At 56.1% G+C, this 18008-nt stretch carries 15 protein-coding genes and 1 pseudogene; 2 read left to right on the top strand and 14 right to left on the bottom strand.

Features of this window, described 5'->3' with window-relative positions:
* Positions 1-41: 41 nt before the first annotated feature.
* From ribB to ACZ1HV_RS08815, 14 genes and pseudogenes are all read right to left on the bottom strand, one after another.
* Positions 42-1361 carry a 3,4-dihydroxy-2-butanone-4-phosphate synthase gene (gene ribB, locus ACZ1HV_RS08880; protein WP_298813683.1) on the bottom strand — a complete coding sequence of 440 codons (1320 nt, stop codon included), beginning with the start codon at positions 1359-1361 and terminating at the stop codon, positions 42-44.
* Between the two features lie 72 nt (positions 1362-1433).
* On the bottom strand, positions 1434-2546 hold the full coding sequence (locus ACZ1HV_RS08875; protein WP_472717862.1) for a class I SAM-dependent methyltransferase: 1113 nt from the start codon (positions 2544-2546) through the stop codon (positions 1434-1436).
* 3 nt (positions 2547-2549) lie between these two features.
* Positions 2550-3782 carry a class I SAM-dependent RNA methyltransferase gene (locus ACZ1HV_RS08870; RefSeq protein WP_472717861.1) on the bottom strand — a complete coding sequence of 411 codons (1233 nt, stop codon included), beginning with the start codon at positions 3780-3782 and terminating at the stop codon, positions 2550-2552.
* A 136-nt stretch (positions 3783-3918) separates the two neighbouring features.
* Complete coding sequence (locus ACZ1HV_RS08865; RefSeq protein ID WP_298813676.1) at positions 3919-4287, bottom strand: VOC family protein; 369 nt, start codon at positions 4285-4287, stop codon at positions 3919-3921.
* Between the two features lie 57 nt (positions 4288-4344).
* The gene (locus ACZ1HV_RS08860) at positions 4345-5085 is read right to left on the bottom strand and encodes a TlyA family RNA methyltransferase (RefSeq protein ID WP_298813675.1); all 741 of its coding nucleotides are present in this window, start codon (positions 5083-5085) and stop codon (positions 4345-4347) included.
* Between the two features lie 63 nt (positions 5086-5148).
* Positions 5149-5283: a hypothetical protein gene (locus ACZ1HV_RS08855; protein WP_298813673.1), complete on the bottom strand. Its 135-nt coding sequence runs from the start codon at positions 5281-5283 to the stop codon at positions 5149-5151.
* A gap of 27 nt (positions 5284-5310) precedes the next feature.
* Complete coding sequence (locus ACZ1HV_RS08850; RefSeq protein ID WP_298813671.1) at positions 5311-5937, bottom strand: SCO family protein; 627 nt, start codon at positions 5935-5937, stop codon at positions 5311-5313.
* A gap of 24 nt (positions 5938-5961) precedes the next feature.
* A complete protein-coding gene (locus tag ACZ1HV_RS08845) occupies positions 5962-6468 on the bottom strand; it encodes a copper chaperone PCu(A)C (protein WP_298813669.1) in 507 nt (168 codons plus the stop codon).
* Between the two features lie 494 nt (positions 6469-6962).
* Positions 6963-8387: an MFS transporter gene (locus ACZ1HV_RS08840; protein WP_472717860.1), complete on the bottom strand. Its 1425-nt coding sequence runs from the start codon at positions 8385-8387 to the stop codon at positions 6963-6965.
* A gap of 166 nt (positions 8388-8553) precedes the next feature.
* Complete coding sequence (gene dxs / locus ACZ1HV_RS08835) at positions 8554-10473, bottom strand: 1-deoxy-D-xylulose-5-phosphate synthase (RefSeq protein ID WP_298813662.1); 1920 nt, start codon at positions 10471-10473, stop codon at positions 8554-8556.
* Between the two features lie 392 nt (positions 10474-10865).
* Positions 10866-12056 carry a helix-turn-helix transcriptional regulator gene (locus tag ACZ1HV_RS08830; protein WP_472717859.1) on the bottom strand — a complete coding sequence of 397 codons (1191 nt, stop codon included), beginning with the start codon at positions 12054-12056 and terminating at the stop codon, positions 10866-10868.
* 287 nt (positions 12057-12343) lie between these two features.
* On the bottom strand, positions 12344-12592 hold the full coding sequence (locus tag ACZ1HV_RS08825) for an exodeoxyribonuclease VII small subunit (RefSeq protein ID WP_472717858.1): 249 nt from the start codon (positions 12590-12592) through the stop codon (positions 12344-12346).
* 140 nt (positions 12593-12732) lie between these two features.
* Positions 12733-13661, bottom strand: a pseudogene (locus tag ACZ1HV_RS08820) (histone deacetylase family protein).
* A 540-nt stretch (positions 13662-14201) separates the two neighbouring features.
* Positions 14202-15203, bottom strand: coding sequence for an L-threonylcarbamoyladenylate synthase (locus tag ACZ1HV_RS08815; protein WP_472717857.1), 1002 nt, complete (start codon positions 15201-15203; stop codon positions 14202-14204).
* Positions 15204-15430: 227 nt separating this feature from the next.
* On the opposite strand from ACZ1HV_RS08815, the gene ACZ1HV_RS08810 reads away from it, so the two are divergent.
* A complete protein-coding gene (locus tag ACZ1HV_RS08810; RefSeq protein ID WP_472717856.1) occupies positions 15431-17212 on the top strand; it encodes an acyl-CoA dehydrogenase in 1782 nt (593 codons plus the stop codon).
* A gap of 23 nt (positions 17213-17235) precedes the next feature.
* The gene (locus ACZ1HV_RS08805; protein WP_472717855.1) at positions 17236-17979 is read left to right on the top strand and encodes a crotonase/enoyl-CoA hydratase family protein; all 744 of its coding nucleotides are present in this window, start codon (positions 17236-17238) and stop codon (positions 17977-17979) included.
* The last annotated feature ends 29 nt before the right edge of the window (positions 17980-18008 follow it).

Genomic DNA, 18008 nt, shown 5'->3' with positions numbered 1-18008 from the left:
GCTTGCCGGATTGAGAACCTGGAAGCGGAGCTTCGTTGCGACTAAGTGTCGAGAATTTCCGTCTCGTCGATCTTGATGTCAAAGCCCTCCAGCCCGACATAGTGCCGTTCCCTGGATGACAATAGACGAATTGACGTGACACCGAGATCCTTAAGGATTTGAGCGCCAAGGCCAATCTCCCGCCATTGCTCCTGTCTCGATTGTGCCGAACTGTGTTCTTCACTGTCGGCGGCCTCAAAGTCCAACCGTGTCCGTTTGGACTGGCGAGCGACGCCTGCGGAACCTTCCCGCAAATAGACGATAATCCCACGCCCGCGTTCGGCGAAGTGCTCCATGATCTGATCGAGAGGCTGTGTTTCGCCGAAGACATCGTCGAGCACGGATTCCAATTGCAAACGTACCGGAACGCTGCGCCCGTCAAGAATGTCGCCATAGACGATCGCCAGATGATGCATCGGGTCGTAGGGTGTTGAAAACGTCATCGCATAGGCCGGACCGGCGATGGTGTCGACCGGTTGCTCGTTCACCCTTTCAACCATGCGCTCGGTCCGCTGGCGCCAGGCGATGAGATCGGATACCGAGACCATCTTGAGATCGTGCTCGGCCGCAAATTCGGCAACCTGCTGACCGCGTTTGACTGTGCCATTGTCATTGACGAGCTCGCTGATCACGCCGACTTCCTCCAGCCCGGACAAACGACACAAATCGACAGCGGCTTCCGTGTGGCCAGAGCGTATCATCACGCCGCCCTCCTTGGCGACGAGCGGGAATATGTGGCCTGGTCGCACAAAATCCTCTGCAGCAGCGTTCGGATTGGCCAGCGCGTGCACGGTGGAGCAGCGTTCCTCAGCGGATATGCCCGTCGTCAGGCCGTGACGATAATCGACCGAAATTGTAAAGGCGGTCGCAAGCGGCGCGTCATTTTCTGCAACCATCGGATCAAGCCGCAAGCGCCTTGCATGGGCAACCGTCATGGGCGCGCAAATGATGCCGGAGGTATGCCGGACCATGAAGGCCATCTGCTCCTGAGTTATCTTGGACGCTGCAACAATCAGGTCGCCTTCGTTTTCGCGATCATCATCATCGGTCACGACCACCATTTCACCACGTTCGAACGCGCGGATTGCTTCTGCGACACGGGCCTGGGACACGGGATGCTCCTTGGTTGTAGACAGTCCGAGAAAGTCGTTGGGTGTAACTTCGCCATTGGTGGCAATGGCGATCTTGCGGGCCATGTCCCGCGAGACCCAGACATTCGGGTCATTGCAAAGGGCTGTTACTGAAGCGGGAGACAAGTTAGCCCGTCGCGCAAATGCGCTGCGGTTTTCCCCGGTCTGCAAGAGCCATTGATCGAGTCTCATGCTCGAGGATATAGGCCAGATTTCTTTCAGTCACAAGGTAATGAACGGCAAAAATTCAGTGAGCCTGAAAAGCTAGGTGCCTTTGACGAATTCTGCCACACGCGACACGAATGCCGGAACCATCCATCGCTCCTGCAAGCCCTGTGCGGAGCAGAGCCCAGTCAGGTTCTCTGTCAGATAAGAGGAATAATAGGGCTCATGGAAGAGCTGCGGAAAGAGCGACAGCAACCCGTCATAGTCCGGTACATCACCGGTTTGAAGACTGTCTACAAAAAGGAACGATCCGCCAGGTTTGAGCACTCTTGCGACTTCCGAAACGACTTGCCGCCGTATCTTTGGGGGCAATTCGTGAAAGAGAAAGACGCAAGTGACGATGTCCAGAGAATTGTCTGCAAAAGGCAGCTCTTCAGCCATCGCCGTAACGTAGCTGGCCCTGTGGGTCTTCGCCCGGCTGCGCGCGACATTGAGATAGGGCTCCGACAGGTCCAGCCCGGTGCCCTTCAGGCGCGGAAATGCTCTGAGTGCCGGACGCAGGAGGCCACCGGTACCACAGGCCAAATCCACATATGCGACCCGGCGCTGGTCCTTGCGCCTCAGGATGTGTGCGAAGGGAACAAGCGCCCGGCGGCGCATGGCCGCGGTTGCACCGGAGAAAAGCACGTCAACCTGAAAATCATAAAGTTTGGCGCTGTCCTCAGAAAGCCAGCCATCGGTCTGAAAGTGAAAATTCTGACGGTAGTAGCGGGGCAGCGCAGCTGCGAATCCTTCCGGGCTTTCATTCACTTCCTGATGTGCACCCGTGGCGCGCCGGCGTGCGACCTCTGGAACATCCTTGAAAAAGGCGCGGCTTGTCGCGATCAATTCGCCGGGTGTCATGGTGCCGTCCGATGGCAGTGGGTATAGCCCGTCTTCTACGGCTCTCATGTCATCTGCGAAGAGCCGCAGGATATCGGCAAGCATGCGCCTCTGGCTCGGCACCGGCCCTTCTGGCGTGACTTTAGGTGTGTCAGGCAGGTCCTTCTGCAAGCGCCGGTTCATGCGCCGCATGGCTTCCGAGTGGAGCGTATAGAGCGCGACACGGCTCCCCTGGGTAAGGGCGTAACGTGATCTGCGGGCGAGGTTCAAAAAAGGTGGACGTGACAGATCACGGCCTCTCGATCTCAGTTTCTCATCCGCTACGCTCATTGCTCACTCCCGTGTCAGCACCGCCACAACTTCAATATGGGGCGAATAGGCGAACTGGTCCACTGGTGTGACGGTTTGCAGCACAAATCCACCATCGATCAGGATCCGGAGATCGCGGGCCAAGGTCGCTGGATTGCAAGACACGGCAATCGCCTTTTTGACCTTTGATGCTGCCAGTTGTTCAGCCTGCGCCTGAGCACCGGCTCGCGGCGGATCGAACACGACTGCGTCGAAAGGTTCGAGTTCGTGCGCAACCAGCGGGCGTCGATAGAGATCGCGTTTTTCGAAAGTTACTTTCTTTAGCCCTTGTGGTTTTCGAAGCGCCTTGTCGAATGCGGATATGGCTGCTGCATCACCCTCGACAGCATGGACATTGGCGCCCCGTGCCAGGCGAAGCGCGAAGGTTCCGACGCCCGAGAAGAGGTCCGCGACCGATTTTGCCTTCCCAATGCCTTCCAGCACCAGTTTTGAAAGTGCCACTTCGGCTGACCGTGTCGCCTGAGTGAAGCCACCGGGCGAAGCCACAATTCCAACGCCGCTCATGTCAAGAAGTGGAGGGCGCGTTTCAAGAAGAACCTCTCCGTTGACGGTCAGTCGTGCCAGGTCCAGTTCCACGGTTTTTTGAGACAGCGAGGGGATTTTGCGTTCATATGTCTTGTCCGCCTTTTCAATGGAGACATCGAGCCCGGCCGTTGTGGAAAGAACGGTCAGTCGCAGATCGCCCTTCTTGGGCAAGAGTTGCGCAGCAAGGGATCTGAGGCCGGGCAGGGCACGCACGATGTCAGGGTCGAGGACAGGGCACTCGTGAACATCAACCAGACGGTGACTGGACTTCTCATGGTATCCCAAAAGAGTGTGCCGGCCGGCTCTGGTTGCGGTGAAGACCGCCCTTCGGCGTCCATCCGCCGTCGCGGCGATCACGTCACGAACTGCGAAGTCTATGCCGCGATCGCTAAGCGACTTTTCGACAAGGCCCCGTTTCCAGTCGAGATAAGGTGCCTCCGACAGGTGTTGCAAGGCGCAGCCACCGCACGCCTCATAGTGGCGGCAGACTGGATCTATCCTGTCCGGGGACGTCGATTGTCGGCGCGGATTATTTGCGCGGCCATTGACCACTTCCGCCAGGACTGTTTCGCCGGGCAACACGTCCGCAATGTAGACCTGCCCGTTCTCGGTTGCCGCAATGCCATCGCCGCGATGACCCAGGCTTGAAACTTCAAGTTCTCTCTCACTCATGGCTGAGCGATAGCGCCAACCCATCCTGGGAGCAAGCCCCGAAAGCTTTGCATGAATGCAGAACGAAGACGAAGATCAACAAGCGTGCGTGCTCAAGGCCAGAGAAGGGATGGGGCGCATCCGAAGTGCGCGGTGTTCAGGTCGGCTCTCCGACCTCCAGAATGTGCCGATCCGGGTCATGGAAACGAAAAACCCTTTGTCCCCAGGTCTGCCGCTCTATCGCGTGGATCAGTTCAACATGCGGTGCGATGCGGTCAAAGGACGACCAAATATCCGGATCCTCGAAATAGAGTACGAGATTGTACCTGCCATGAGGTTCGTTCACTTCCGGGTTTCTGGAGAATACGGTTTGCAGCAGCGATCGTCCTTCATGAAGTGCAAAGCCATTTTCAAAGCGGACAAAATTGCCGTGATCTTCGATGATTTTCAGGCACATAACATCGCGATAGAAAGCCTTCGATCTTTCCATATCCGTCACAAAAGGCAGCGGGTTGATGAACTTCATGAGGTTTCTTGAGATCCGATTTGCCGGGGGCGACCCAGGCTTGGACCGCCTGAATCGTCATGACTGCTTTTGACCGTAAAGCAGAAACTCTGCGTTTCCATCTCCACCCTTGATGGGAGAAGGGACCATGTCCAGTGCATTCCACCCATTTTGGACGGCAAGCCAATGCTGAAGATCTTTTGCAGACCGGGCTGCAATGCTTGGGTCCACCAGTCCGCCCTTGCCGATGTTGTCCTTGCCGGCCTCGAATTGCGGTTTGACCAGAAAGATGCCTTCTGCACCGGGGGCGGCGAGGTCGAGAGCACGTGGCAGGGCGAGTTTCAGGGAAATGAAACTGACATCAGACACAAGAAGGGAAGGCATGTCGCCCAGAAGATGGTCGCCGGTGAGGTCGCGTGCATTGAGGCCGTCAGTTGCCGCAACACCTGGGTTTTGCCGCAGGATTTCGTGCAACTGATCGTGTCCGACGTCAATCGCATGGACCTTGGCTGCGCCGCGCTTCAGGAGAACCTGTGTGAAACCGCCTGTAGAGGCGCCGATGTCGAGACAGATCCTGCCGGTGGGATCGACGCCGAAAGCATTGAGACCTTCGATGAGTTTCAATGCGGCACGTGAGACGTAAGTCGCCGCCGGATCGTCTACGGAGACCTTCGCCTCCGGACCTATTTTTTGGGCGGGTTTGATGCAGACAGCATCATCAATTGACACGGTTCCGCGCAAAACCGCATCGCGCGCACGGGCCCGGCTGGGAAAGATACCGAGGTCCACAAGTTGCTGGTCTAACCGCTGTTTTGACATGCGCAGCTATTCCGCGATGTGTCGGAGGAAAGGAAAGTCACCGCTCTTTGATGGGCGGTGACGTCAGAAACAATTGGCGATCATGGAGATCAGCCTGTCAGCGTAGACCCGCTCACCGGAATAGAGCCACAATCCGATGGCGAGCACGACGAGCACCGTCGCGCCTGTTGCCAATCCGAAATAAAGAGGCATCCGCATGTGGGTCCGTAGGCTCCTGTGGCAACCCTACGAAGTTGCAGGAGCGTTTTTGATCAGACGCTGCAGCTTACTAAGGGCGTTCTCTTCTGCCTCACCATAGGCGATCGTTCCGACAAATTTATTATCAGCGTCCATCAGGTAGACAGCAGCTGAATGGTCCATGGTGTAGTCGCCGTCGTCAAGCGGTACTTTTTTGGCATAGACACGATAGGCCTTGATCATGGCATCGATCTGTTCGCGCGAGCCGGTCAAAGGCATGATGCGCTCGTCAAAAGCCCATACGTAGTCCCGCATGACATCAGGCGTGTCTCTTTCCGGGTCGACGGTGACGAATGCATAATTCAGTTTGCCCGCGTCCTCACCAAGTGCCTCGAGCCATCCCTGAAGCTCGGCCAGCGTTGTCGGGCAAACATCCGGGCAATAGGTGAAGCCGAAAAACAGCACCAGCGGTTTGCCGGCGAATGTTTCGTCGGTAACCGTTTCACCTGAGCCACTGACGAGCTCAAAGGGGCCACCAATGGCGGCCAACGGCTCGATCAGGCCGCCAGAATTGTTGTTGCCTGCGGTCTGCTGATAGACGAGTGCTCCGGATACAACGGCGAGGACGGCAACCGCCGCCCAAGCCAGATACCGGAAGAGTTTCAAGCCAGACATGGAATGTCCTCTTCTTCAAGACGCTTAGTTCTTGCTGTGATCCATTTTGCCATGGTCCATATGACCGGCAGCCATGGTTTTCGCACCCATTTTCGCAATCGCCAGCTCAACGGCAACCTCACCGGCTTTTTCAAAAGTCAGGACAACCGGGACGGTCGCGCCTTCTTCGAATGACTGGTTCAGACCCATGAACATGATGTGCAGACCGCCCGGCTTCAAGGTGACGGTCTCGCCTGCAGGGATTTCGATGCCGCTTTCAAGTTCACGCATTTTCATGACGCCATCCGTAACGGCCATTTCATGCAGTTCAACTTTGCCCGCAACATCGGACGATGCCTTGACCAGTGTGTCGGCTTCGGTGCCGGAATTAACGATTTCGACAAAGCCGCCACCGGCCTTTGCTTTTGGCGGAGTTGCCCGTGTCCAGGCCTGGCCGATGCTCAGATCGCCAGCCGTGTAGTCGCCTGCTGTCGCTGCAAGCGAAACAAGTGTTAGCGCCGTCGCCGCGGCGATGGATTTCCAGAATTTCATAACGTTTCCTTGAGGTCTGAATTCGTGTTGATTTTCAGATCAAGGAGACTGGTGGTGCACGGATTGAATTGAACCGGCCGGCGTCGGATTTCCAGCTGTCCTGATAGGCCTGAACCCAACCTGGGGTGCCGGATGCTTGAATGGGCCGGGGGAGGCAGGCATTGCCGGCGAGACAAGGGCCAAGAGCACAGCCATGAGCACAGACAGGACCACACTGACAGGAGAGCGCGTCGTGTTGTCCGGCTAAGTTTTCATGCTGACCTGATGGCTGACACAAGCTCGTAAAGCCTGCCGCTGCCGCTGCATTCGGCGATAAGGCGGTCGCAAGGACGGTGATGCAGAGCCGCATGACAAAAGCAAGAGCGGCAAACGCGACCAATGGGTGGCGTTCCTGGCGCAGCACTTGCAGTTGTGAAACACGCGAGCTCATGCTTCGGCTATACGCCTAATTTCTGGTCAAGTCGAGGGACGAAACAGCGCAGGTCATATCGCCATCAGGTTGGCGGTTGTGGCTCTGTCACCTTGCCTTTTGTGGTCGCGGTTGCTTGTTGAACTTCTGCATTCTGCGCCTCTGGAATGCCGGCAGCCTTTTCCGCTCCTTCGGATCCGTCTCCTTCCTCGGAGGGTTCGAAATTGTAGATGTCATCTTCATAGGCAGGGAATTCTTCCGGCGGAATGACGTATTCCTCAGCTTCGGCATCCAAAGGCTCGGATGAAATGACGGTACCAACTTGAGCGGTCGATGCATATTCGAAGTCTGTCTTCTCGGCCGCCGGAAGCGCTCTGCGGGCGACAACGCGAGTCAACAGGAAGGTGACCATGATCAGATTGGACCCAATCACCATGTAGAACAGACCGGACGGGCCGGTGTTGCTCATGACAACGGATGCAATCAGCGGGCCAGCGATCGAGCCGATGCCGAAGGAGAGCAACATGCCGGAGGAGGTTTCGACAAAGTCTTCCGCCGCGGCATGGTCAAAGGCATGCGCTACGGCAATTGCGTAAAGCGGTTGCGCTGACATGCCGATCAGAATGCCCATCAGTGCAGCCACGACAAAAGTGCTTGGAGACACCAACACAATCGCAAGGGATGTGGCCGCTGTCGCAACACCAAGGCCGATCAGGACGCGGCGACGGTCAAAGAGGTCTGAAAGCCGTCCGACAGGCCACTGGGAAATGAGCCCGCCGCCAAAGAGCGCTGCTGCGAACAACGCCGCTTCGTTTGTCGTCAAACCGATCTGAGACCCGTAAAGAGGTGACAGTGTGAGGATCGCACCCTGTGTTGCGCCGATAAAGACGACGCCGACAAAGGCCGCCGGTGAGTTCTTGTAAAGCTGGATCGGACGGAAGCGGACAAGCGTGATCGGGGCAGGCTGTGTGGAGGTCGTCAGCGACACGGGCATGACAGCGAGACTGACCGCGACCGAAGCAATCGCAAAGGGAACAAAGGTGGCAATGTTCATGGTCGCGATGGAAATCTGACCTGCCATCAGCGCTCCGAACAGAACGACAATGTAAAACGACATTACCGTGCCGCGGTTTTCGTTGGTGGCACTCTCGTTCAGCCAGCTTTCTGCAATCATGTAAAATCCGGCAAGGCTGAAACCGGAAATCATGCGAATGACGATCCAGGCGTATGGGTCAATGAACACCGGATGCATGATCGCAGCGGCAGACATCAGCGAAACCAAAGCAGCAAATGCGCGGATATGGCCGGCTCGCATAATAATCAGGGGAGCGCCCAGACAGCCAAGCACCATGCCGAAGAAGTAGGCAGATGACATTGCCCCGATTTCAAAATCGGAGAAATAGTATCGGTCAGCGGCCAGAGGCAGCAAAGTCGTTTGAAGCCCGTGCCCGAATATGAACAGGGCAACGGAGAACATGAGTGCGGACACTGAAAGAAGTGTCTGAACCATGACTGCCTCCCGCGATCTGAAAACAATGCAAAAAGCGCCGGGCGAAACTGACGCGATAACTACTTGCATCCAGCCTTTTCAGTTCTGAAGACGCGTGTCAATCTAGATTCATTTCCGGCCCACAAGCGCATCACCCGGATGCCGGAATACCGCTTCGCAGTGACGCTTATGCGCGTTGCGGTGCAGTCAGGGCTTCGGTTCCAAGAGCTGCGAAAACCGTGCGCATGATGCCGTCGCAATTCAGGCCCGCTGCCGCATACATGGCATCGGGTTTGTCCTGATCCAGATAGGTGTCTGGCAAGGCAAGCGTGCGAATTTTAAGCCCGTTGTCGAGCAGGCTTTCTTCAGCGAGGCGGGTCAGAACATGACTGCCGAAACCACCGTTTGAGCCTTCTTCAACAGTAACAAGAACCTCATGTTCCCGCGCCAGGCGGCGGATGAGGTCCATGTCGAGTGGCTTGGCAAAGCGCGCATCCGCAACGGTTGTCGAGAGGCCTGCGGCATCAAGTTCATCAGCTGCTTTTAGGCACTCGCTCATGCGTCCGCCAAAGCTCAGTAGGGCAACCTTGGTTCCCTCGCGGCGGATGATCCCTTTGCCGATCTCAAGAACACTGCCGCGTTCCGGTAGATCAAGTCCAACACCTTCGCCGCGCGGATAGCGGAAGGATATCGGTCCTTGGTCATAGGCGACAGCAGTCGCCACCATGTGCCTCAATTCCACTTCGTCTGCAGCTGCCATGACCACGAAGCCTGGAAGACAGGACAGAAACGCTGTGTCGAACGCACCGGCATGTGTCGGACCGTCAGCGCCCACCAGGCCAGCACGATCAATCGGAAAGCGAACAGGAAGCCCCTGGATTGCCACGTCATGAATGACCTGGTCATAGGCCCTTTGCAGGAACGTGGAATAAATCGTTGCGAAGGGTTTGAAACCTTCCGTTGCCATGCCGGCAGCGAAGGTTACAGCATGCTGTTCGGCAATGCCGACATCATAGGTTCGCTCAGGAAAGGCTTCGCCGAAGAGGTTCAGGCCTGTGCCGTCGGGCATTGCAGCCGTGATCGCAACGACCTTTTCGTCTGCTTCGGCTTCCTTGATCAGGGACGTGGCAAATACATTTGTGTAGCTGGGCGCGTTTGCCTTCGGCTTGGCCTGCTTGCCGGTTACCACATCGAACTTGGCAACGCCGTGATACTTGTCCTTGGCGCCCTCGGCCGGGCCATATCCCTTGCCCTTTTGCGTGACAGCATGGATAAGAACGGGACCGTGATGCGTATCTCGAACATTTTTCAGGATCGGCAGAAGGTGATCCAGATTGTGGCCGTCGACCGGGCCGACATAATAGAAGCCAAGTTCTTCAAACATGGTTCCGCCTGTCCAGAAGCCGCGCGCATATTCTTCAGCGCGGGCAGCCTTTTCAAAGACAGGCTTCGGCAGGTTCTTGGCAAGGTTTTTGGCAGCGTCCCGCAAGGTCTGGTAGGTCGGGCCCGAAACGAGCTTTGCAAGATATGCGGACATGGCACCGACCGGTGGTGCAATCGACATATCATTGTCATTCAGGATCACTATAAGGCGGGAGCCGAGATGTCCGGCATTGTTCATCGCCTCGTAAGCCATTCCGGCAGACATGGCACCGTCACCGATCACCGCGATGACATTGTTGTCTCCACCTTTCAGGTCGCGTGCGGCCGCCATGCCGAGCCCGGCTGAAATCGACGTCGAAGAATGAGCGGCCCCGAATGGATCGTAAACACTTTCCGCCCGTTTGGTGAAGCCGGAAAGGCCTTTTCCCTGACGCAGTGTGCGAATGCGGTCGCGTCTTTCCGTCAGGATCTTGTGCGGATAGCACTGATGTCCAACGTCCCAGATGACTTTGTCGTCCGGTGTGTTGAACACGTAGTGCAATGCAACTGTCAGTTCCACGACACCGAGGCCTGCTCCCAGATGACCACCGGTAATTGAAACCGCGTCAATGGTTTCCGAGCGCAGTTCGTCCGCGAGCTGAAGCAAATCCGCTTCATTCAACTTGCGAAGCTCAGCCGGCGAAGAAATTTTGTCGAGCAATGGGGTTTCGGGTCTGGAAGTCACTACTAAGACGGCTCCAAGATTTCAGGCATGGCGGGCAGGCATACACCAACGGGATATAGCGCGCAAATGGTGGTGTTGGAATGCGCCATTTTGGCCTTGTGTTTCCTTAGGGTGAGATGCTGTGTCTATCGATCTTTGAAAATAAGGTGGCACTGGTGCAAATGCTGCGCAACTTTTGACGAAATTATACGCAATCACCCGTTTGGGTGATGCATCTTTGGTGGATCTGGCCTAATGAATTTATCGTGGTCGATGGGGCCACGTGCACAGTGATCAACTTGGGGTCGCATCTCGCGGCCCCATTTTTTTGTTCAAGGCAATGTCCTGTCATCGTTTTTCGCTTGTACGTTCAAACAGTTAGGCGGTGTTTGGCACCAATTTGCTGAGCTGTCCTAGAACAGTCCGGCGAGCCTGTAGATCAGGCTTGCGAGTTGCAGTTGTGTATGAGCGCCTGTCTTTTCATAGATACGCCTGAGGTGGGTTTTGGCCGTGTTTCGCGTAATGCCGAGCTGTGCCACCGTCTCGTTCATCGACCCGGTCATCGTCAGGTTCCGGGCCAGGTGAGCCTCTGACTGGGACAGATCGTATCTATCCTGCAGAACCTGCTCGAGTTCTTCCGGCAAATCCGCCGGTTCGCTGACACTGACAAGAAACCAGGGTGTCGATGTAGAACTACTCTCCGTCAGTGCCGGGGGGACCATTTCGATGGCAACCCTGCGAGGCGCATTGTCGGCTGCCGTTACATAGACCGAACGGGTCTGATCTGCGGTGCCGGAAGACTTGAATGTTTGCTGCGCAGAGTTGCACCCCGCAGATAGGTCTTGCAGGGCCGATTCGATCAACTTGTTTTTGATGACAAGTTTGCCGCGCCTTGGTTCGGCTGCGTCGATGTCGGCAAATGCAGTTGAACCAGTGGGTGTTGTTGCAAGGATATCTCGATCTGCGCTGATGAGAATGACGGAACGGTCCAGGGAGGAAAGCAGGACCTGCTGCATCAGATTGCCGACGCGTTCCTTTTCAAGCTGAAAGTGCAGGCTGAGAGCTGGTGAGATTGCTTTGGTCAATCGCCGGAACGTTTCGCTGGCAACGGCAACATCAACGGTTTCAGGCGTATGTTTCAGGAAGAAGCATCCGAATAGGATGGTGGTTCGGTCACCACGCCAGACAGGAGAGATCAATCCGGGAGCTTGTTGAAGGGGTGCTACCGTGTCCACTTCGGACACTCGATCCATCGCACCGGCCTGATTCACCCGGGAAACGTCATCGGATGCAGAAGCGTGCCGGTTCAGTGCTGTCTTGCAATAAGGATAGAAAAGAGACGCTTCGCTGATCAGGAACTGGAGCGCAGTTCGCCCGCCCTCTGTTTCAATGCGCGCTAGCACTGCTCCGAAATCTCTTGCGGGTGCTTCGCCGCCAAACCCAGAAAGCGGATCGCCGTCATCATCAAACTCGGCGAGAAAACACTTGCAGGCAAGGCTGGAATCGATTGCCTCCAGAATCCGGGGCCATGCTTCCGATTGTGTTGAGCACTCAAGGACGCGTAAAAGTAGTTCGACTTCATCTGTTTTGCTAAGTACAGGCATACAGTGTTTGATCTACTAATTATTACATAGAGTCCTCTTGAGGCTGTAAATATTGATATCAATACAGCCTAAAAAAGGCAATATAAATCGCCTGTTTTGACTGTGAGCTCTGTTGGAAGCCCGCATGTCGGTTTATGAATCTGCCGTTGACACAAGCAAAGTCATCAACTTTGCATGTGTCTCTAGGCGAGCCAATGTCTCCGGAGTTGCAGGTGCCATAGGAGGCAGGCAACCGGTTAGGGGAAACCAGCAGTGTCGCCACGAAGGCTTTGTACAAGGATTGAATTCTATTGCGGATCGAGTGTCTCGCTGCCGCTCGGCTCTCCGTTTTGTCCGAGTTGAATTTTTTCAACCTTGGCTTCTGCAGACTTCAAAAGCGTATCGCAGTGTTTGCGCAAAACGTCTCCGCGTTCATACATCTCTATGCTTCGCTCGAGCGGTACGTTGCCCTGTTCCAGTTCTCTCACGATGGTTTCCAACTGCTTGAGCGCCTCTTCAAAAGAAAGGCTGTCAATGTCGTTTGCAGCGTCGGTCATCAGTGCGGTTCCTGGTTTGCGTCCAGCGCCAAGAAGCGCCTTGGTGCAAACTTGCGGGCTTGGAGGCCAACGTCAAGACCCCGCGCAGCTATGACATGAAAGATCCCCGTGCTTTTGAGGCCGCAGGTCAGAAACACCCGTCAGCCCGTCATCAGGGTCATGACATGAGCAGCGGTTGAGCGGGCCAGTCCTTCAAGATCATACCCCCCTCGAGCACGGAAATCACGCGGCCGTCGCAGTGTTTGTCCGCGACATCCATGAGCGCCCGCGTGGCCCAGGCGAAGTCGGCTTCAACCAGATTGAGGCCTCCCAGGGGATCCCGCGCATGTGCATCGAACCCGGCTGAAATGATCACCAGTTCAGGCGCATAGTGATCAAGCCGTGGAAGAACGATTACCTCAAACGCTTCCTTGAAACCCGCACCGTCTTCTCCGGGAGCAAGCGGCACATTGACAATTGTGTTTGCCTCACCGGTTTCGGACGCGGCGCCGGAGCCCGGATAGAGCGGCATCTGGTGTGTGGAGCAATACATGACACTCGGGTCGTCCCAGAAGATATCCTGGGTTCCATTTCCGTGGTGCACGTCGAAATCGATGATCGCCACCCGGTCGATGCCGTATTTGTCCTGCGCATATCGGGCAGCAACTGCAACATTGTTGAAGAAGCAAAAGCCCATCGAGCGGTCTTTTTCCGCATGATGTCCCGGTGGGCGTGAAGCCGAAAAGGCGTTGTTGACCTTTTTGGTCAGCACTTCGTCCACCGCCCGGCAGGCACCGCCGACGCCGCGTAGTGCCGCTTCCCAAGTACCTGGCGACATGGTCGTGTCGGCATCCACTCGCGCGGTGCCTTCGGTAGGAGCGAGCCGGTGCAGCTGATCCACATAACTCATCGGGTGCGCACGTGCGATATCTTCAACAGCACCCATCGGTGCAAGATCCCGCTCAACGGACTGAAACTTCTCATGCTCCAGAATGCGATCGATCGCACGTATCCGGTCGGGGCGTTCCGGGTGCCCAACCGGGGTCAGGTGATCCAGATAAGATGTGTGATGCAGGATGAGCGTGGACAAAGGGACGTTTCCGGACGTTATTTGATTAAATTTTGTCCGGGTATCAGAACGGTTGTGTTTGAAGCTGTCAATTGACGATAGGTATCAGGGCGTGCAGAGGCCTGAAGGTGCTTTGCGCCAAAAAAGAGGCCGGCAATTTTGCCGGCCTTGGTAAAGGTGCGAGCACCGCAATGCCCGAGGGGAGGTCCGCTGCATCTCAATTCTGATTGTTAAACTACGTGATTCCAGTAAGGGAATGCGAGCTTTTTACCGTAATCCCTCTGCATGCCGGTGTTGATAAGTGCATTGGATACCCAATTTTGACCATTCTTATTGGGCGATTTGCTTAGGAGAAGTTACGTCATCACGCGAGCGTAACTTAAAAACTGGCTGACGTTTCTTGCCGCATCATGAACTTAACTTAAGTTGATTGGACACGTTTTCCCGCATCAGGAGATGTTCGGGAGCTGCTGATTTTTAAGGCTTTTTTAACAAGTGGTAAAGAAAGCGGCAAAATTTTCATCGCCAGGTTGCTGACCCTTCTATGTGAAAGTCGGGCCTTCAGCCGGTTCCGCGCGGGGCGGCCGCACGGCGCAGCCGGTCGTTGATTGCCTCGCCCAATCCAAAGTTGGGGATAATTTGTGCGCGAATGACGTCAGCACCGCTGGAATCGAGCGTCCGCATGGCGTGAAAAAGGTTTGCAGCAGCTTCGGCGAGGTTGCCGGACGGACTCAAATTAATCTCAGAAAAGGCTCTTTCTGCACCCGGAAAAGGATCAGGACCGAATGACAACAATGCGTCTGCTGGGCTGGCCTCGGTCGCGTTCATCACCAGCTTGGCATCTGGTGCGTAGTGCGACGACAGCATTCCCGGAGCCGTCGGTGCATTTTCTGTCCCGTTGCCTTCGGCCCATTCAAGTTGCTCACCGAGAACCGCCTCGATATCTTCGCGCGCAAGGCCGCCCGGACGGAGCAGGAGTGGTTGGTCGTCCACAAGGCCGACAATCGTGGATTCGATCCCAACGGGACAGGGGCCAGTGTCGACAATCGCTCCAAGTGCCGGGCCAAGATCCGCGATAACGTCTTCGGCCCGTGTCGGACTGATCCTGCCTGAGCGGTTTGCGCTTGGTGCAGCAAGTGGTCGCCCTGTCTTTTCAGCGAGGAAGCGCATGACCGGGCCTTCTGGAACACGAAGCGCAACGGACGCAAGTCCGGCGGTCGCCAGATCGGAAATGGATGACGATGCTCTCTGTGGCACAACCAACGTCATAGGGCCTGGCCAAAAAGCTTTCGCAAGGCGGATTGCCTTGTCACTGAATGCCCCGTGCTCAAGCGCTGCTTCAGTTGACGGCAGATGAGAGATCAGCGGGTTGAATTGCGGTCGCCCCTTGGCCTCAAAGATTTTTGCGCAGGCCAGCCCATTGGTCGCATCTGCTGCCAGTCCGTAGACCGTTTCCGTTGGAATTGCAGCAAGGTTGCCGCTCAATAGCACTTCCGCGACCGCTTCTGCCTGCGGTGTGGATTGCCAGTTGGGCAAGTCGGTATCGAGGGTCCAGCGCTGCATCCAACACCCAATGTTCCAATGATTTCAGAAGCCGGCGAACGGTTACCACAAAAAAGACGAGGACCTGCCGCTGCGGCATGGGTTGACGTTAACGTCAACTGGTCTATTGTCCTGTCCAACTGCTGTACACACGCGCCTTTTGCGGAGAAGCCCGCCTCGCGTCAAGCTTAAAACAGCGAAAAACAATACCGGACGTCGTAAACCCGGCCGTTCGTGGGAGGACCTGAATGTATCGCGCACCAGTCGAGGAAATTGCTTTCACCTTGAAGCGTGTCTGCGGCCTGGATGATCTGCAGGACAATCCGCATCACGCTGAGTTGGGAGACGATCTTGTGGATGCGATCCTGAATGAGGCCGGGCGGTTTGCAGCCGAAGAAATTGCCCCACTCAACACCGTTGCCGACAAGCATGGCACACCTTTGGTGGATGGAAACGTGTCGACGCCTCCTGGATGGCGCGACGCATATCATGCATGGATCGAAGGCGGTTGGAATGGCCTGACGGCGGCACCCGAACATGGCGGGCAAGGATTGCCACAGATGCTTTCGGCAGCGGCGATGGAGATGTGGAATTCCGGTTCAATGGCATTCGCCATCGGTCCGACGCTTACAATCGGCGCTGTTGAAGCGATGGAAAAGCATGCTTCCGATGCGTTGAAAGCCAAGTATCTTGATAAATTGGTTTCAGGCGAGTGGATGGGCACCATGAACCTGACGGAACCTCAGGCAGGGTCGGATCTCAACGCGCTCAAGGCCAAGGCGGAGCGTGCCGATGACGGCAGTTATCGCATCTTTGGGCAAAAGATCTTCATCACCTATGGCGATCATGACCTGACCGAAAACATCATTCACATGGTGTTGGCACGTTTGCCTGACGCTCCCGCAGGCACCAGGGGTATTTCGCTGTTTCTGGTTCCAAAATTCCTGGTCAATGATGACGGCTCGCTAGGCGAGAGAAACGACGTCACGGTCGCGGGCGTTGAGCACAAGATGGGCATTCACGGTTCTCCCACATGCACCATGGTCTATGGTGATGAAGACGGCGCGAAGGGCTGGTTGATCGGCGAAGAGAACCGGGGTCTGGCCTGCATGTTCACCATGATGAACAATGCGCGTTTGGCAGTTGGGATTCAGGGTCTCGGTGTTGCCGAACGTGCTTATCAGCACGCCCTGGGCTACGCCGTCGAACGGCGGCAGGGCAAGGCACCCGGTGACAAAAGCGAAGGCATGAGCCCGATCGCGCGTCATCCGGACATCAAGCGCATGTTGCTCGGCATGAAATCGCGAACGCAGGTCGCGCGCGCCGTTTGTTACGCCTGTGCTCATGCGATCGACATGTCAAACGTCGTGGACAACGAGGTTGAACAGGCATTCTGGAACGATCGCGCCAGTCTGCTGACACCAATTGCAAAGGCTCTGTCGACGGATTTCGGTGTTGAGGTCGCCTCACTCGGGGTGCAGATCCACGGCGGTATGGGCTTCATCGAAGAAACCGGCGCTGCACAGCATCTTCGTGATGCCCGTATTGCTCCGATCTATGAAGGAACGAACGGGATTCAATCCATAGATCTGGTTCTGCGCAAGCTGCCACTTGCCGGTGGGGAGCACATCAAGGGCTTTATTGATGAACTCAATAGGATAGCCAGCGATGTTGCCGCATCCAATCGCCCGGAATTCGGAGCTGCGTCGGAGCGCCTTTTCGCCGGCATCAAGGATCTGGAAGAGGCAACCGACTACATGCTTGCCGCATTGTCGGAAGGCAGGGTTGCCGATGCGCTCTCCGGTGCTACGCCTTACCTGCGCATCGCTGGGCTGGCACTTGGTGGCGCCTTGCTTTGCAAAGGCGCGCTGCGTTCTGCAGATGAGCCTGCGGCAAGGATGGCGGAACGAACGCTTCTGGCACGAAGCTACTGCGAAACGCTGCTGGGCGAAACTGCGGGCTTGAGATCCGACATTCTGCTGTCTGCCGAAGCGATCACGGCCTTCGACGCAGAAGCCTTGGCCTCCTGAACGCGCCGATTGGAGAATTTGGGGTGATCCTGAAAACACTGGAGAACGGCGTTCAGACATTGCGTCTGAACAGGCCGGAGAAAAAGAATGCTCTGACCGGGCAGATGTATAGCGACCTCGCGGAAGCTCTGGAACAAGGCAACAGCGACACGAATGTGCGCTGTCACCTGATTTGCGGTCAGCCTGAGGTTTTTACCGCTGGAAACGACATCGGCGATTTCCTGCAATATGCGGGCAAGGTCGCTATTTCAGACACGCCGGTTGTCCGTTTCCTGCGGGCTTTGGTTCGAAATCAGAAGCCTGTTGTTGCATCGGTCGACGGCATTGCCATTGGCGTTGGTACGACACTGCTGATGCATTGCGACATGGTGTTTGCAAGCCCGCGTGCGCTTATCCGTTCACCCTTCGTTGACTTGGGCCTTGTGCCCGAGGCCGGATCCAGTCTGCTGGGTCCGCAATTGATGGGGCATGCGCGCGCATTTGAACTGCTTTGTCTGGGCAACGCGTTTACAGCAGAAAAGGCGGTGCAAATCGGCCTGGTCAACCAGATTGTTGAGGACGATGTGGATGCGGTGGCGCTCGCCTGCGCAAAGAACATTGCCGCAAAACCACCGGAAGCCATGGCATTGTCCCGCAAGTTGTTGCGCGGCAATGTCGATGAGCTTTCCGAGCGGGTGGAAGAAGAGATTCAGATTTTTGCAGCCAGATTGACCGCACCGGAAACGATTGCTGCCTTTCAGGCATTCATGATGAAAAAGAAGGCCTGAGCTTACACCCGACCCGCATTTGAGTATGG

The sequence above is a fragment of the Roseibium sp. JB4-4 genome (assembly GCF_055693425.1).
This window is presented reverse-complemented; position numbering and strand designations above follow the sequence as displayed.

Excerpts from the sequence above, each read along its gene's own strand:
- ribB (WP_298813683.1), bottom strand. The coding sequence starts at position 1,361 with ATGAGACTCGATCAATGGCTCTTGCAGACCGGGGAAAACCGCAGCGCA.
- ACZ1HV_RS08875 (WP_472717862.1), bottom strand. The coding sequence starts at position 2,546 with ATGAGCGTAGCGGATGAGAAACTGAGATCGAGAGGCCGTGATCTGTCA.
- ACZ1HV_RS08870 (WP_472717861.1), bottom strand. The coding sequence starts at position 3,782 with ATGAGTGAGAGAGAACTTGAAGTTTCAAGCCTGGGTCATCGCGGCGAT.
- ACZ1HV_RS08865 (WP_298813676.1), bottom strand. The coding sequence starts at position 4,287 with ATGAAGTTCATCAACCCGCTGCCTTTTGTGACGGATATGGAAAGATCG.
- ACZ1HV_RS08860 (WP_298813675.1), bottom strand. The coding sequence starts at position 5,085 with ATGTCAAAACAGCGGTTAGACCAGCAACTTGTGGACCTCGGTATCTTT.
- ACZ1HV_RS08855 (WP_298813673.1), bottom strand. The coding sequence starts at position 5,283 with ATGCGGATGCCTCTTTATTTCGGATTGGCAACAGGCGCGACGGTGCTC.
- ACZ1HV_RS08850 (WP_298813671.1), bottom strand. The coding sequence starts at position 5,937 with ATGTCTGGCTTGAAACTCTTCCGGTATCTGGCTTGGGCGGCGGTTGCC.
- ACZ1HV_RS08845 (WP_298813669.1), bottom strand. The coding sequence starts at position 6,468 with ATGAAATTCTGGAAATCCATCGCCGCGGCGACGGCGCTAACACTTGTT.
- ACZ1HV_RS08840 (WP_472717860.1), bottom strand. The coding sequence starts at position 8,387 with ATGGTTCAGACACTTCTTTCAGTGTCCGCACTCATGTTCTCCGTTGCC.
- ACZ1HV_RS08830 (WP_472717859.1), bottom strand. The coding sequence starts at position 12,056 with ATGCCTGTACTTAGCAAAACAGATGAAGTCGAACTACTTTTACGCGTC.
- ACZ1HV_RS08825 (WP_472717858.1), bottom strand. The coding sequence starts at position 12,592 with ATGACCGACGCTGCAAACGACATTGACAGCCTTTCTTTTGAAGAGGCG.
- ACZ1HV_RS08815 (WP_472717857.1), bottom strand. The coding sequence starts at position 15,203 with ATGCAGCGCTGGACCCTCGATACCGACTTGCCCAACTGGCAATCCACA.
- ACZ1HV_RS08810 (WP_472717856.1), top strand. The coding sequence starts at position 15,431 with ATGTATCGCGCACCAGTCGAGGAAATTGCTTTCACCTTGAAGCGTGTC.